Source organism: Mesorhizobium sp. M8A.F.Ca.ET.021.01.1.1, assembly GCF_003998025.1.
Taxonomy (GTDB): Bacteria; Pseudomonadota; Alphaproteobacteria; order Rhizobiales; family Rhizobiaceae; genus Mesorhizobium.
This window is the reverse complement of the sequence record NZ_RZSJ01000006.1, coordinates 23,890-38,570: the sequence shown is the minus strand read 5'-3', so window position 1 is coordinate 38,570 and position 14,681 is coordinate 23,890. Positions and strand designations below refer to the sequence as shown.

The window sequence follows — 14,681 nt, the reverse complement described above, 5'->3', positions numbered from 1 at the left end:
GCACATTGCCGTGGATGCCGGTCTTGCCCATCAGCACGCCACGGTCGCGCATCGCGTTGATGACGCGGCCGGCGATGTCGGGCGCCGGCTCGCGTGTCTTGCGGTCGTGAACCAGTTCGGCGCCGAAGAACAGCCCGGCGCCCCTGACCTCGCCGATCGATTCATGACGATCGGCCAGTGGCCGCAGCAGGCCGAGCGCATAGGCGCCGACGTCGCGCGCATTGGCGACGAGGTTCTCGTCTTCCAGGACATCGAGGACCGCATTGGCCACGGCGCAGGAGACCGGATTGCCGCCAAAGGTGTTGAAGTAGCGGAAGGCGTCGCGGAAGGTCGCCAATATGTCTCGAGTGGTGACGACAGCGGCGACCGGGTGGCCGTTGCCCATCGGTTTGCCCATGGTGACGATGTCGGGGACGAAACCGGCGCGCTGATGACCCCAGAAATGGCTGCCGGTGCGGCCGAAACCGGGCTGTACCTCGTCGGCGATCATCAGACCGCCGGCTTCGCGTACCGCCGATATGGCGTCATCGAAAAAGCCGTTCGGGAGTGCTGGAAAGCCCTCATTGGCGAGCAGCGGGCAGAGGATCATGCCGGAAAGGCCGATGCCGTCTCTGGCCAGCGAGGCGATCGCCTCGCGCACGGCATCGCCGAAGGCCTTGCCATTGGCCATCGCATCGGGATGGCGATAGCTGTCGGGGGCCGGCACCAGCCTGACATGGTGGGCGCGGCCGCCGACCGGCGGCATGCGGGTTGAGAGTTGCGAAACGGCTGCGGTGTTGCCGTGATAGGTGGCGTCGGTGGCGATGATGCCCATCTGGCCGGAGACCGCCTGCGCCATGCGCACCGCGATGTCGTTGGCCTCGCTGCCGGTGCAGGTCAGGATGGCGGTGGAGAGGCTGGCATCGAAGGTAGCGGTCAGCCGCTCTACATAATCGAGGATCGCGGTGTGGAGATAGCGCGTGTGGGTGTTGAGCAGGCTCGCCTGCCGGCACAGCGCCTCGACCACATGCGGGTGGCAATGGCCGACATGGGCGACATTGTTATAGGCGTCGAGATATTTGCGGCCATCGGCGTCGTAGAGCCAGACACCCTCGCCGCGCACCAGATGCACGGGCTCGTCATAGAACAGTTGCGATTTCGCGCCGAGCAGCCGGCCACGCCGGCTAACCAGTGTTTCCCCAGCCAGTTCTTGCCGCGATTGGGCCATCGGTGTACCAAACCTCCGTTGCATGCGTCAGACCTTCGACAGGCCTGCGTCGATCGCCTCACCGATCCTGGTGACGTCGGCGGCGCTGATGATGAGCGGCGGCGACAGGATGATGTTGTTGCCGGACACGCGCAGCATGACGCCGGCTTCGTAGGCCGCCTCCGAAACGACAGCCATGGTCTTCTTGTCGGCGGGTTTCTTCGTCGCGCGGTCGGCAACCAGTTCCACCGCCGCCATCAGGCCCTTGTACCTGACATCGCCAACGATCGCGTGCTTGGCCTTCAAACCTTCGAGGACCGCCGCCAGTTCCGTGCCGCGCGCGGCCGCGTTTTCGTCGAGGCGAAGCCGTTTGGTCTCGGCCAAGGCCGCCAACCCGGCCGCGCAGCCGACCGGATGGCCGGAATAGGTGTAGCCGTGGCCGATCGCGCCGAAGCTGGTCTTGTCGGCCTCGAATACGTCAGCAACCTTGGCGCCGATCAAGGTGGCACCGAGCGGGAAATAACCCGAGGTGATCGCCTTGGCGATGGTCATGAAATCCGGCTTCACGCCGGACAGCCGCGACCCGGACCACGCGCCGGTGCGGCCGAAGCCCGTGACCACCTCGTCGGCGATCAGCAGGATTTCGTGGCGGTCGCAGATTTCCCGCACCAGCGGCATGAAGCTTTCATGTGGAACGATGACGCCGCCCGCGCCAAGCACAGGCTCCATGATGAAGGCTGCGATGGTGTCGCCGCCCTGGAAGGCGATCTCGTCCTCCAGCGCCTTGGCGCACAGCTTCGCCAGCCGCGCCGGATCGGTCTCGTCGAACGGGTTGCGGAAGGTCCAGGGTGCGGGAATGTGGAAGACGCCGGGCAGCAGCGGTTCGTAATTGCGGCGGAAATTGGCGTTGCCATTGACCGAGGCACCGCCGAAATGCGTGCCGTGATAGCCCTTCTTCAAGGCGAGGAACTTGGTGCGGTCGCCCTGGCCGCGGATCTTCCAATATTGCCTCGCCAGCCGCAGCGCGGTTTCGACCGAATCCGAGCCGCCCGAAGTGAAGAAGGTGCGCACCATGCCTTCCGGCGCGAACCATTCCGCAAGTTCGTAGGCGAGTTCGATCGACGGTCCGGTCGAGGTGCCGCGAAAGCCGGAGTAGTAAGGCAGTGCGCCGAGCTGGTCGGCGATGGCTTTCTTGATCGGATCGCTGCTGTAGCCGAGATTGACGTTCCACAGGCCGCCGACGGCGTCGAGCACGGTGTTGCCGGCGATGTCGGTGACCATGACGCCCTCGCCCTTCATGATCACCTTGGGCGGATTGGCTCGCATCTCGGCCGGATGCGCCATCGGGTGCCAGATCGGCCTGGCGTTGGTCTCGGTGAGGAAGTTGATGTCGCGCATCACAAGGCTCCGCAAAAGGTCTCAGGCAACTGGAACGAGGCCGAAATGGCCGAGGGCCTCGGCATAGGAATGGGCCGGCCGGGCAACGTCGAAATGAACCGTGCGCATGCCGGCGGCACGGCCGCCATCGACATTGCGCTGCTGGTCGTCGACGAAGACACAGGCTCCGGCGGGCAGGCCAAGCGCTTCGGTGACAAAGGCGTAGGCACGCGGGTCGGGCTTGAGGATGCCGGTATAGGTGGCGTCGACGATCACGTCGAACAGGTCAAGCAGCGGCAACCGGCGGCGAAAGTCGGCGCCGTAGAACAGGTCGAGTTCATTGGACAGGATCGCCAGGCGAAATCCCGCCGCGTGGACGGCGCGGATAGCGCTGATGGCTTCCGGCCGCACCACCTTTTCGGGCTGGGCGCCACGCGCGCGCTGGACGAAGGTTTCCATCGCCTGCCAGTCCTCGCCGACGAGGCGGCCGACCTCGCGTGTGCGGGTGCACCAATAGTCGCGCTCGCTGACCTCGTCGGCCTGCATGGCACGCCACAGCGGATCGCTGCCTGGATCGAACGGGCCAAGCCACTGCAGCGTTCCGGGCTTCAGTCCCAGCGCCTGTTCGGTCAAGGCATGGGTCTCGAACAGCGTGCGGGTGACGACGCCGCCGAAATCGAGGACCAGCGCCTGCGCGGAAACAGCACTCACGCGGCGACCTCCTTGGCCGGCATGCCGCGCGGAATGATGCCTTCCCCGACCCAGCGGTCGAAGATCTCCAGCGCCTTGGCGACGAAGGTGTCGCTGTTGATGTGGGCGTCGATCTCGTGGAACTCGACTTGCGCCGGAATAGACTTGCGCATCTCATCGACGAAAGCGGCAAGCGCTTCGGGCTCATAGAGCGGCTCGCCCTCGGTGTCCCATTCCTGGATGCCACGGGAAGGCAGGATGAGGGCGGAACGGCCCTTTGCCATGCCGAGCTTCCCGGCGATGGTCCGAGCGACCTCGCGGCGGTCATCCGCATCGACTGTAATCGAGGCAATCAGCCTGTTGTGGGCGTGGAACGGGCGTTCGGAAAATTTAGCCGGCAAATCCTGCCAGGTTGGCAGGTCGACCATGTCGACCGCGCCGGGTGCCGCGATCTGCGGGACGCCGCGGGCGCCGGCATTCTCAAGCCGGTCGGCGCCGGAGCTGACGACGGAGCCGGCCAGATGGTTGGTGATCTCCTGCAGGCTGAAATCGAACACCGCGCAGAAATGATCCTGACCGGCGATCGATTCGAAGGCACGACCGCCCATGCCGGTGGTGTGGAAGACGGCGACGTCATAGCCGCGCCGTTCCAGCGCCGGCTTCAGCGTCTTCATGTAGCGCAGGCAGGAGCTGCCGAGCGAAGTCATGCCGATGGTCGGGCCTTTCGCCGGCGCGCAGGCGCGGGTTTCAAGCATCATCTTCGACGCACCGACGACCGCGCCGCAGGCCTGCGACAGGACGAGCTTGCAAATGGTGTTGAGGCCGTACAGCCCACCCGCCCAGAGGATCATCATCAGGTCTGGCGCGACCCGCTCGGGCGGGATCAGGTGCGAATAGGCGATGGTCGAGACGACGAATTTCGGCACGCCGAGCGGCAGGCAAAGCGCGACATCGAGCGCCAGATCGGTTCCCATCGAGCCGCCTATGGCGATGAAGGCGTCGATCTCGCCGTCTTGCTGGAGCTTGCGCACCAGTTGCACCGCACCGCCCGCCATCAGCGTCATGGCGGTGTTCTCATCGCCGCTGGAGATGATCTCGGCGATGGTGACATCCACGGCGCGGGCGACCGCGTGCTTGTCGTGATCGGGGCTGTAGGGCGGGTCGCCCAGCACGCTGACATCCAGCATAACGGCGCTGCCGCCCGATGCCTCGATGCATGCTTTCATGAACAGCAGTTCTTCGGCCTTGGTATCGCCGGTGCCGATGACCAGGATGCGGGGTTCGGACATCAGGCCTGCCTCCTCAGCGCTTGCAGATTGTCGCCATTGAGCCGCATCGAAATCTCGCGCGCGGCGGCCACCGCCGCAAGTCCCCGCTCGGCGATGTCGACCGCCGTCGTCCTGGCCTTCGGAGCCGCCACAGCGATGGTGCCGAGCGCGAACCCATCCGCCGCCAGGATTGCCGCCGCGACTGATATGACGCCTTCTTCCAGGCCCTGGTCGCAGATCGAATAGCCGCGCTCGCGCGCCTCGCCCATGGAGCGCGCGAGCGCGGCCGGTTCGGTCAGCGTATGCGCGGTGAAGGCCTCCAGGGGACTGGTCAAACATGCCTTGACGGCCTCGTCCCTGGCGAAGGCCAGATAGACGATGCCGGAGGCGGTAGAATGCAGGGGCAGGAGTTGGCCGATATCGACATTGACCCGGTTTGCCCGCGCCGGATGCTCGACATGGACGGTGACCAGCCGGTCGATGCCGTATTCCGACAGATGCACGGTCTCGGCCGTGGCACTTGCCAGATCCCGCACCAGCGGCACCGCGGTCTGCAGGAAGGGAAAGCGGGCCTCGCGGATGCGCGCCAGCCGCGACAGGCCGGCGCCGAGCCGGTAGTGCCGCGTGGCGGCATCCTGCTCGACGAGACCATGGCCGGTCAGCGCCACCAGCAGGCGCCGCGTCGTCGCCTTGTCGAACCCTGACCGTCGCGCCAGGTCCGACAGTCCGAGCTCGGGCTCGGCCACGGTGAACAGCTCCAGGAGTGAAATCGCCTTGCCGACCGTACTCAACGCATTCCTCCCAGCATTGTGCGCCCCATAAGCGGCAATCAATTAACGTGTGAATTAACTTGACAGCAAGCCGCTTTGTTTGCAAGTCTATATTCAAAATAACGGTTCAAATAATGAACCACATCCAGAGCGTATGGGACAGGCCATTCGGCCGGCAAGCCAACCGGTTTGCAAACAGGAGGGACCAATGTCAGCAGTTTCGGAAGCGGCGCCGGCCAACAGGCTGCGCAAGAACAGTCTCGGCGTCGGCGCCATCACCTTCATGGTGATCTCGGCCGCCGCCCCGCTCACGGCGGTCGCCGGCGGCACGCCGCTCGGCATGCTGATGGGCAACGGCGCCGGCTTTGCCGGCACCTATCTGATCGTCACGGTGCTGCTGCTTCTGTTCGCGGTCGGCTATGTCGCCATGTCGCGCCATGTTGGCAACGCCGGCGCCTTCTATGCCTATGCCGCGCGCGGCCTGGGCGGCCTCGCCGGCGGCGCCACGGCGCTGATCGCCATCCTGTCCTACAATGCCATGCAGATCGGCGTCATGGGCCTGCTCGGCGCCGCGACCTCCGGGCTGTTCGCCAGCTGGGGCATCAACCTGCCCTGGTGGGTGTGGAGTTTCATCGCCATCGCCATCGTCGCCGTGCTCGGTTACCGCCAGGTCGACCTGTCGGCCAAGATCCTGACGGTGCTGGTGCTGTGCGAATACGCCGTGGTGCTGATCCTCGACCTGGTGATCCTCAGGACCGGCGGCGACAGCGGCCTCTCGGCGACCCCGTTCAGCTGGAGCCAGATCACCTCTGGCGCGCCGGCGATCGCCATCCTGTTCTGTTTCGCCGCCTTCATCGGCTTCGAGGCGACGACGATCTACGCCGAGGAAGCCCGTGATCCCAAGGTCACCATTCCGCGCGCCACCTACTTCTCGGTGCTGCTGATCGGCGTCTTCTACATGGTCACCGCCTGGCTGATGGCGGTGGGCGCCGGCGTCGACAAATTGCTGCCGGCGCTGCAGGGCCTGCAGGACCCGACCACCTTCCTGTTCGGCCTCTCCGACCGCTATGCCGGAACGCTGCTCACGCACGCGATGAGCATCCTGTTCGTGTCGAGCCTGTTTGCCGGCGTGCTGGCGTTCCACAATGCGGTTGCCCGCTACATCTATGTCTCCGGCCGCGAGAAGCTGTTGCCGCAGGCGATCGGCGTGACGCATTCGGCGCACCAGAGCCCGCATGTCGCTTCGGTGATCCAGAGCGTGCTGGCGGCTGTCGTCGTCGGGCTGTTCGCCGTGCTCGGGCTCGATCCGGTGCTGGCGCTGTTCTCGTGGCTGACCAATGTCGCGACGCTCGGCGTCATCGTCATGATGGCGGTCGCCTCGCTCGCCGTGGTGATGTACTTCCGCGCCAACCCGTCGGCCCAGGAGAACGCGCTCAAGACCACGATCCTGCCCGGGCTGACCTTCATCGCCTTCGTCGTCATCATCTACCTGATCGTCATCAATTTCGGCAGCCTGTCGGGGGCCGGCGGCTTCCTCGGTGCGTTCCTGCCGGGACTGGTGCTGATCGCCGGCGTGGTGGGCCTGCTGCTGGCAGGCGCGTTGAAGAGCCGCGATCCGGTGGCCTTCGACAATCTCGGCGTACCGCTCAAGGATTGAGCGAGATATCAGGGCGGCGTATCACGCCGCCCCGCAGACCCTCCTGAAGTGAGAATATAATGATCAGTCAAAGTGCCATCGACACACTGCGCAAGGCGGAGATCGGCGCGCGCGGCCTGTTCATCGATGGCGCCCAAGCGGAGGCGGCAAGCGGCGCGAGCCTGCTGGTGATTTCGCCGATCGACGGCCGGCCTTTCGCCAGCATCGCCGACGGCAATCCAGCCGACATCGACCGCGCCGTGCGCTCGGCACGCAAGGCGTTCGAGAAGGATTCATGGTCGCGCGCTGCCCCCGCTTTCCGCAAGAAGGTGCTGACCAGGCTCGCCGAGCTGATCGAAAGACACGTCGACGAGCTGGCCGTGCTCGGCGTGCGCGACAACGGCACCGAGATCGGCATGGCCTACAAGGCCGAGCCGCTGTCGGCGGCCGGCACCATCCGCTACTACGCCGAGGCGATCGACAAGGTCTATGGCGAGATCGCGCCGACCGCCGACAACGTGCTCGGGCTGATCCACAAGGAGCCGCTCGGCGTCGTCGGCGTCATCGTTCCCTGGAACTTCCCGCTGATGATCGGCGCCTGGAAGATCGCGCCGGCGCTGGCCGCCGGCAATTGCGTGGTGGTCAAGCCGCCGGAGATCGCCTCGCTGACGCTGCTGCGGCTGGCCGAACTGGCTGCCGAAGCCGGGCTGCCCGCCGGCGTGCTCAATGTCGTGACCGGCCGGGGCGCGGTCACCGGCGAGGCGCTTGGCCTGCATGGGGATGTCGACGCCATCGCCTTCACCGGCTCGGGACCGGTCGGTCGCCGCCTACTCGAATACTCCGCCCGTTCCAATCTGAAGCGTATTTTCCTCGAACTCGGCGGCAAGTCGCCCAACATCGTCTTCGCCGACGCGCCGGACCTGAAACAGGCGGCTGTCGTCTCGGCCAACGGCATCTTCCGCAATTCCGGCCAGGTCTGCGTCGCCGGCTCACGGCTGCTTGTCCAGGCCTCCGTCTATGACCGTTTCATGGACGAACTGCTCTCGGCGACCACAAGGCTGAAGGTCGGCGATCCGCTCGATCTCGCAAGCGATGTCGGCGCGGTGTCGAGCGCGGAGCAGCTGGCCAAGAATCTTGGTTTCGTCGCCAAGGCCACTGAAGAAGGCGCGAGGCTGGTCACCGGCGGCGAACGGATCCTGGCCGAGACCGGCGGCAGCTATATGGCGCCGACGATCTTCGAGAACGTGACGCAGGACATGCAGCTTGCCCGCGAAGAGGTGTTCGGGCCGGTGCTCGGTGTGATGCGCTTCGAGACCGAGGAGGAAGCGGTGCGGCTCGCCAACTCGACGGTCTACGGGCTCGCCTCGGCGGTGTGGACATCAAATCTTGCCACCGCGCATCGCATGGTGCGCGCCATCAACGCCGGCGTCGTCCACGTCAACACCTATGGCGGCGCCGACGTCACCGTGCCGCTCGGCGGCGTCAAGCAATCCGGCTTCGGCCGCGACAAGTCGCTGCACGCGCTGGAGAAGTATCTCGAACTGAAGACGGCATGGATTGCCCTTTGAGGAGCCGCCGGGTTCGCTGAGGACCTCACCGCTTCTCGACGCCCGCAGTCTTTTACTCCCTTCTTCAAAATTTTTGAGAGAATATTCCCGGCTTCAAGGAGAATGGCGAAAGGCGTTCTTTGATAAAATCGATAGAATTTCTGACGATGTGAACAAGGCTAGGCAATCCGCCTTGCTGCCATGACTTCACAACCGCAGAGATCAATCATGTCCGACCTCAACAACACTTTGTCCTCTTCCCCAAGGTCAACCCTGAACCGCCGCAGCGGCTTGGCTCTGCTGTTCGCATCGGCCGTCGCGATAGGCGCCCTGATGGCGCCGCATGCCTCCTTCGCCGAGGACAAGAAGGCGATCAAGGTCGGCATCATCAGCGGCGAGGACGAGGATGTCTGGCGCGTCGTGGTCGCTCAAGCCGCCGAGAAGGGCCTGAGCATCGAGACGGTGGTGTTCAACGACTATACCCAGCCCAACGAGGCGCTCGAACGCGGCGAGATCGACGCCAACGCCTTCCAGCACCAGCCCTATCTCGACAACCAGATCAAGACGCAGGGCTACCATATCGTGCGCGTCGGCTATACCGGCGTCTGGCCGATCGGCCTGTATTCCAAGAAGTACAAAGCGGTCGCCGACTTGCCCCAGGGTGCTGTCATCGGCGTGCCCAACGACCCGTCCAATGAAGGCCGGGCGCTGCGCGTGCTGCAGAATGAGGGCGTGATCAAGCTGAAGGACGGCACCGGCATCCTGGCCACCACCGCCGACATCGCCGAAAACCCCAAGAAGGTCGAGATCAAGGAACTCGACGCCGGCATCGTCGGCCGCTCGGTCGAGGACCTCGACGCAGCCGTGGTCAACACCGACTGGGCGCTGAAAAGCGGCTTGACACCGGAAAACCGCATCGCCCAGGAGCCGATCGCAGACAATCCGTACCGCAACTTCATTGCGGTCAAGGTCGGCAACGAGAACGAGGCCTGGGTGAAGACGCTGGTGGCGTCCTACCAGAACGAGGCGGTCAAAGCCGAGTTCGACAAGGTCTACAAGGGCACCGGCCTCAGCGCCTATTGAGCAATCCGGGCACGAAAGTGTCTGCTTTGACAAGAAAAGCGGTCCGCGCAACGCGCGGGCCGCAATCCTGTTTCGGGATCCGCGTATGAACCAGCATGTGACCGCAGCCATCGAGAACACGAACGACGCCGATGCACCGGCGCGGGACGTGGTGCGTCTTGTCGAGCTGAAGCGCCGCTTCGGCGCGACGGCGGCGCTCGACGGCATTTCCCTGACGGTGCGCAAGGGGGAGATCCTCGGCATCATCGGCCGCAGCGGCGCCGGCAAATCGACGCTGATCCGCTGCCTCAACGGGTTGGAGCGGCCCGATTCCGGCGAGGTGTTCATCGAGGGCCGCGAAATCAGCCGGCTCGGCGAGCGCGACCTGCAGCCGCTGCGGCGGCGCATCGGCATGATCTTCCAGCATTTCAACCTGCTGTCGGCCAAGACGGTCGAGGACAATGTGGCGCTGCCGCTGAAGATCGAGGGCCGGCCAAAGGCCGAGCGGCTGAATCGGGCGGCGGAACTGCTCGATCTCGTCGGCCTGTCGGAGAAAGCGAAAGCCTATCCGGCGTCGCTGTCGGGCGGCCAGAAGCAGCGCGTCGGCATCGCCCGGGCGCTGGCCGCGCGGCCGGCGCTGCTTCTGTCGGACGAAGCGACGTCAGCACTCGACCCGGAGACAACGCGGTCCATCCTCGCCTTGCTCAAGGACATCAACCGGCAACTTGGCCTGACCATCCTGCTGATCACCCACGAGATGGAGGTGATCCGCTCGATCGCCGACCGGGTGGCGGTGATCGACGCCGGACGCATCGTCGAGGAAGGGCCAGTCTGGTCTGTGTTCGCCGATCCACGGTCCGAGATCACAAGACGCCTGCTCGGCGCGATCCGGCCGCAACTGCCGCCGGAGCTGGCGGCGCGGCTGCTGCTCGCGGGTGGTACCGAAACGATCTTGCGCGTCGACGTTGCGGGCGAGCCTGCGCGCGGCCCGCTGCTGTCCGACCTTGCGAGAACCGTGCCCGGTGCCTTCCGGCTCGTCCATGGCGGCATCGACCATATCCAGCGAGAGCCGGTGGGGACGCTGTTCCTCTCCATCCCTGGCGGCGATGCGGGTCATCTCGCCGAGGTGATCGCTTTTCTAAAATCCCGCCAGGCGCGGGTGGAGGTGCTTGGCCATGTCGCCGATCCTGTTTGAGCTTCTGCTGCGGTCGATCTGGGAGACGGTGCTGATGACGGCCGCCTCCGGCCTAATCTCGCTGGTGTTCGGCCTGCCGCTCGGCCTGGCGCTGATCGCCACCGAACGCGGCGGCATTGCCGAAAGCCCGTGGGTGAATCGCGTGCTCGGCGCCGTCATCAACGGCTTCCGCTCGGTGCCGTTCATCATCCTTCTGGTGGCGCTGATCCCGGTGACGCGGCTGATCGTCGGCACTTCGATCGGCACCTGGGCGGCCATCGTGCCGCTGTCGATCGCCGCCACGCCCTACTATGCGCGGATTGCCGAAGTGTCGTTGCGCGAGGTCGACCACGGGCTGATCGAGGCCGCCCGCGCCATGGGCGGCAACCGCTGGACGATCATCCGCGAGGTGCTGGTGCCCGAGGCCCTGCCCGGCATCGTCGCCGGCTTCACGGTGACGCTGGTGACGCTGGTCGGCGCCTCCGCGATGGCCGGCGCCATCGGCGCCGGCGGCCTCGGCGACCTCGCCATCCGCTATGGCTATCAGCGGTTTGAAACCTCGGTGATTGTGGCGGTGGTGATCGTGCTGATCATCCTGGTCTGCGGCATCCAGTGGGTGGGCGATCGGCTGGTGGCGCGGCTCGACCGGCGAGGGTGAGGCGACTGATATTCAGGTTCGGCCGAACCTTCTGACTAAACAATCTTAGCGTTGGCGCCGCCCCTCACTGTGCTGCCGGACATCTCTCCCCGTAGAACGGGGAGAGAGAAGCTGGCCGTGACGCCGGCGCCCCTCTTGCAACGGCGATGATTGGCGAAATCGGCGACGGAGCGCCCCTCTCCCCGTCACTATACGGGGAGAGGATGCCGGCAGGCAGGTGAGGGGCAGCGCGGCGGATTGGCCGCTATGGCGCTGTGGGACGCGCACACACCAGGTTAGCCCCTCAACCTCGCCCCCTCCGGATCGAAGAACGGCATCGGCGCCACCACAGCGCGCACGGGCTGGCCGTCGACGGCGATGCTGAGCTCCGTTCCAACAGCCGTGAACGGCAACCGCAGATGCGCGGTGGCCAGCACCTTGCCGAGGGAATAGCCATGGTCGCTATAGGTGACCACGCCCACATCCTCGCCGTCGGCCAGCACCCTGGCATCGGTCGCGGCCGGCTTGTCGCCGTCGAGGATCAGGCCGGTCCAGCGCTCGTCGAGGCCCTTGTCGCGGATCTTGAGCAGCGCCTCGCGGCCGACGAAATCGTCCTTGTCGAACTTGATCCAGCGGTCGAGGCCGACATGGAACGGCGTGCGGCTCTCGTCCATGTCGATGCCATGCGCCGGATAGGCCTTTTCCAGGCCGAGCGTGAACATGGCCAGCACGCCATAGGGTTTCAGGCCGAAATCCCGGCCAGCCTTCATCAGCGCGTCCCAGACGGAGGCCGCCTCGTCCGCAGGCACGAACAGTTCGAAGCCGAGTTCACCGGTGACGCCGGTGCGGGAAATCATAACCTTTGTTTCGCCGATGCGGCCCGAGGTGAACGCCCAGCGCTTCAGGCCATCGAGATCGGCCTCCACGACCAGCGCCTTCAGGAGTTCGCGCGAACGCGGGCCCTGGATCGTGGGGAAAGCGACCGCCGCGGTGATGTCGGTCACATAGGCCTTGCGGCCCTCAGCATGATGCTGGAGCCAGGGCAGCATCTTCAGCCGGTTGACCGAGCCGGTCACCAGCATGAAATGCTCCGGCGCCAGCCGGAACACGGTGAGGTCGTCCATGATGCCGCCGTCCTCGCGGCAGACGGTGGAGTACCGGACATTGCCCGGTTTCATCGCCGCGGCGTCGTTGACGATGACATGGTTGACCAGCGCCTCGGCGTCCGGACCCTTGATGTCCATCTTGCCCATGGTGCTGAGGTCCTGCACGCCGACATTGGCGCGTGTGTTCAGGTGCTCGTCGGCAATGCCGGAATAGTATCTGGCCGAGATGAAATCGCCGCCGACCCGGCCCATGGTCGCGCCCAGCCCGACGATGCTGCTGTAGAAAGGGGAACGCCGCTCAGCCAAGATAGTCAAGCAGCGCCGGTGGCGATGGTGAGGGCGACGGAAGCGGCAAGCACGAAACGACCGAAAAGACGCATGTTCGGGATCTCCGTTGACTGGACAAATCTACGGGCTTTCATGCGGTCGGCGGTGACGGAAACGACACGTCATGCGGCGATCACGGCGCGGGGCGGCTCATCCGAGTCTGGTCAGCTTGCTTGTGCCTCGGTCCCGAACAGATCCTTGGCTTGCTCGGCTGTATAGTAGCCAAGCTGGACATCCCGAGCGACCAGTTTCGGGTCGCGCTCACGCGGATCGCCATAGCCGCCGCCGCCCGGCGTGCCGACGCGCACGCGGTCGCCGGCCTTGAGCGGGATGTCCTGCTCCTTGGAGAGGTGTGGCGGTATGTGTTCTTCGCCATCGCGGAAGACGGTCACGCTGTTGGGCTGGCCATCCTCCCCGCCAAGCGCGCCTTGCGGACCAAAACGGCCGTGATCCATGACGAAGGAGGCGCGCGCCTCGCCGCGCAGGATTTCGACCTCGTAGGCGAGGCCAAAACCGCCGCGATGCTTGCCGGCGCCACCCGATCCTTCGCGCAAGGCATAGTGCCGGTAGAGCACGGGAAAAGCCTGCTCCATGATCTCGACCGGCGGCGATTTCGAAATGCCGATGGTCGAGCAGCCATTGGTGAGGCCGTCATGGGCCGAATTGCCGCCATAGCCGCCGCCGGAGATCTGGTACATGACATAGTCGCGGCCGCGCGCCGGGTCGCTGCCCCCGAGCGCGAAATTGCCGCTGGAGCCGGCGGGAGCCGCCGTCACCTTGTCGGGCAGCGCCTGCACCATGGCGGCGAACACCGCCTCGGCGATGCGCTGCGAGACCTCGGCGGCGCAACCCGAGACCGGGCGCGGATACTTTGCGTCCAGGAAGGTGCCTTCCGGCCGCTTGACCTCGAGTGGCTCGAAGGCGCCGGCGCTGATCGGCACATCCGGGAAGATATGGCGCATGGCGAGATAGACCGACGACAAGGTCGTCGCCAGCACGCTGTTCATCGGCCCGGCGCAGGGCTTTGATGAGCCCGTGAAATCGAAGGTCAGCGCATCGCCCTTTTTCTCCACGGCGAGCGCGATGGTCAGCGGTTCGTTGACCACCCCGTCGGAATCGACGAAGGCCTTGGAGCGATAGGTGCCGTCGGGAATGGCGGATATGTTGGCGCGCATCTGCTCGGCGGCGCGTCGGCGCAGTTCGGCGATCGCCTTGGTAACCGTTTCATCTCCGTAACGATCCAGGATCCCGTTGAGCCTATCCTGGCCGATCAGCAGCGCGGCGGCCTGCGCCCTGATGTCGCCGATGCGCTGGTCGGCAACCCGGATGTTGGAGCAGATGATGGCGTAGATCTCTGGATCGAGCACGCCCTTCTTGAACAGCTTTACCGGCGGCAGCCGCAGGCCTTCCTGCTCGACGGCGGTCGCGGAAGCCGAGAACCCGCCCGGCACTGAGCCGCCAATGTCGGGCCAATGGCCGGTGTTGGACAACCAGCAGAAGATTTTTCCAGCGCGGTAGACAGGCATGACGAAGCGCACATCCATCAGATGCGTGCCGCCGAGATAGGGGTCGTTGACGATGTAGATGTCGCCCGGCTCCGGCGCCAGGCAGCGGCCGTCGGCGATCATCTCGATGACCGTTTTGGTCGAGTATTGCATGACGCCGACGAACACCGGCAGGCCCTGGCTGCCTTGGGCGATCAGCGAGCCATCGACGGCCGAATAGATGCCGTCCGAGCGATCATTGGCCTCGGCGATGACGGGCGAGAAGGCGGCGCGGGAAAAGGTCAGGTCCATCTCGTCGCAGACCTGCTGCAAGGCGGCCTGGAGAACCGAAAGCGTGATGGCGTCGAGACCGGTCATTGCTCAGTAATCCTCATGGCAGGGGCCGGACATGGAAGG

12 protein-coding genes are annotated in these 14,681 nt (G+C 65.4%); 5 read left to right on the top strand and 7 right to left on the bottom strand.

What is annotated here, in order from left to right:
- From EOA36_RS01970 to EOA36_RS01950, 5 genes are all read right to left on the bottom strand, one after another.
- The coding region (locus EOA36_RS01970) for an aminotransferase class III-fold pyridoxal phosphate-dependent enzyme (RefSeq protein WP_189553077.1) at window positions 1–1,186 on the bottom strand (1,186 nt) is incomplete at its 3' end.
- A gap of 48 nt (window positions 1,187–1,234) precedes the next feature.
- Window positions 1,235–2,584: an aminotransferase class III-fold pyridoxal phosphate-dependent enzyme gene (locus EOA36_RS01965; RefSeq protein WP_127275374.1), complete on the bottom strand. Its 1,350-nt coding sequence runs from the start codon at window positions 2,582–2,584 to the stop codon at window positions 1,235–1,237.
- Window positions 2,585–2,605: 21 nt separating this feature from the next.
- Window positions 2,606–3,274 carry an HAD-IA family hydrolase gene (locus EOA36_RS01960; protein WP_127275373.1) on the bottom strand — a complete coding sequence of 223 codons (669 nt, stop codon included), beginning with the start codon at window positions 3,272–3,274 and terminating at the stop codon, window positions 2,606–2,608.
- Window positions 3,271–4,542, bottom strand: a complete 1,272-nt coding sequence (locus EOA36_RS01955; protein ID WP_189553075.1) for a Tm-1-like ATP-binding domain-containing protein — start codon at window positions 4,540–4,542, stop codon at window positions 3,271–3,273. Before EOA36_RS01955 ends, EOA36_RS01960 begins: the two co-directional genes overlap by 4 nt.
- Window positions 4,542–5,312 (bottom strand): IclR family transcriptional regulator, encoded by a 771-nt coding sequence (locus tag EOA36_RS01950; RefSeq protein WP_127275372.1) that lies wholly within the window; start codon window positions 5,310–5,312, stop codon window positions 4,542–4,544. Before EOA36_RS01950 ends, EOA36_RS01955 begins: the two co-directional genes overlap by 1 nt.
- Window positions 5,313–5,499: 187 nt before the next feature.
- On the opposite strand from EOA36_RS01950, the gene EOA36_RS01945 reads away from it, so the two are divergent.
- From EOA36_RS01945 to EOA36_RS01925, 5 genes are all read left to right on the top strand, one after another.
- Window positions 5,500–6,948, top strand: a complete 1,449-nt coding sequence (locus tag EOA36_RS01945) for an APC family permease (RefSeq protein WP_127275371.1) — start codon at window positions 5,500–5,502, stop codon at window positions 6,946–6,948.
- Between the two features lie 59 nt (window positions 6,949–7,007).
- On the top strand, window positions 7,008–8,495 hold the full coding sequence (locus EOA36_RS01940) for an aldehyde dehydrogenase (RefSeq protein WP_127275370.1): 1,488 nt from the start codon (window positions 7,008–7,010) through the stop codon (window positions 8,493–8,495).
- A 207-nt stretch (window positions 8,496–8,702) separates the two neighbouring features.
- Window positions 8,703–9,557: a MetQ/NlpA family lipoprotein gene (locus tag EOA36_RS01935; RefSeq protein ID WP_127275369.1), complete on the top strand. Its 855-nt coding sequence runs from the start codon at window positions 8,703–8,705 to the stop codon at window positions 9,555–9,557.
- Between the two features lie 85 nt (window positions 9,558–9,642).
- Window positions 9,643–10,731, top strand: coding sequence for a methionine ABC transporter ATP-binding protein (locus EOA36_RS01930; protein WP_127275368.1), 1,089 nt, complete (start codon window positions 9,643–9,645; stop codon window positions 10,729–10,731).
- Window positions 10,712–11,368, top strand: a complete 657-nt coding sequence (locus EOA36_RS01925) for a methionine ABC transporter permease (protein ID WP_127275367.1) — start codon at window positions 10,712–10,714, stop codon at window positions 11,366–11,368. Before EOA36_RS01930 ends, EOA36_RS01925 begins: the two co-directional genes overlap by 20 nt.
- A 275-nt stretch (window positions 11,369–11,643) precedes the next feature.
- On the opposite strand, the gene EOA36_RS01915 is transcribed toward EOA36_RS01925, so the two are convergent.
- Together EOA36_RS01915 and EOA36_RS01910 are read right to left on the bottom strand one after the other, a co-directional pair.
- Window positions 11,644–12,759, bottom strand: coding sequence for an aminomethyltransferase family protein (locus tag EOA36_RS01915; RefSeq protein ID WP_127275366.1), 1,116 nt, complete (start codon window positions 12,757–12,759; stop codon window positions 11,644–11,646).
- A gap of 185 nt (window positions 12,760–12,944) precedes the next feature.
- Entirely contained in the window at window positions 12,945–14,642 is a 1,698-nt protein-coding gene (locus EOA36_RS01910; RefSeq protein WP_127275365.1) for a hydantoinase B/oxoprolinase family protein, read from the bottom strand.
- Window positions 14,643–14,681 lie beyond the last annotated feature (39 nt).

What these genes read in the sequence shown, in the direction of transcription:
- EOA36_RS01910 (WP_127275365.1), bottom strand. Translation starts at nt 14,642, where the DNA reads ATGACCGGTCTCGACGCCATCACGCTTTCGGTTCTCCAGGCCGCCTTG.
- EOA36_RS01965 (WP_127275374.1), bottom strand. Translation starts at nt 2,584, where the DNA reads ATGCGCGACATCAACTTCCTCACCGAGACCAACGCCAGGCCGATCTGG.
- EOA36_RS01935 (WP_127275369.1), top strand. Translation starts at nt 8,703, where the DNA reads ATGTCCGACCTCAACAACACTTTGTCCTCTTCCCCAAGGTCAACCCTG.
- EOA36_RS01930 (WP_127275368.1), top strand. Translation starts at nt 9,643, where the DNA reads ATGAACCAGCATGTGACCGCAGCCATCGAGAACACGAACGACGCCGAT.
- EOA36_RS01940 (WP_127275370.1), top strand. Translation starts at nt 7,008, where the DNA reads ATGATCAGTCAAAGTGCCATCGACACACTGCGCAAGGCGGAGATCGGC.
- EOA36_RS01945 (WP_127275371.1), top strand. Translation starts at nt 5,500, where the DNA reads ATGTCAGCAGTTTCGGAAGCGGCGCCGGCCAACAGGCTGCGCAAGAAC.
- EOA36_RS01925 (WP_127275367.1), top strand. Translation starts at nt 10,712, where the DNA reads ATGTCGCCGATCCTGTTTGAGCTTCTGCTGCGGTCGATCTGGGAGACG.
- EOA36_RS01955 (WP_189553075.1), bottom strand. Translation starts at nt 4,542, where the DNA reads ATGTCCGAACCCCGCATCCTGGTCATCGGCACCGGCGATACCAAGGCC.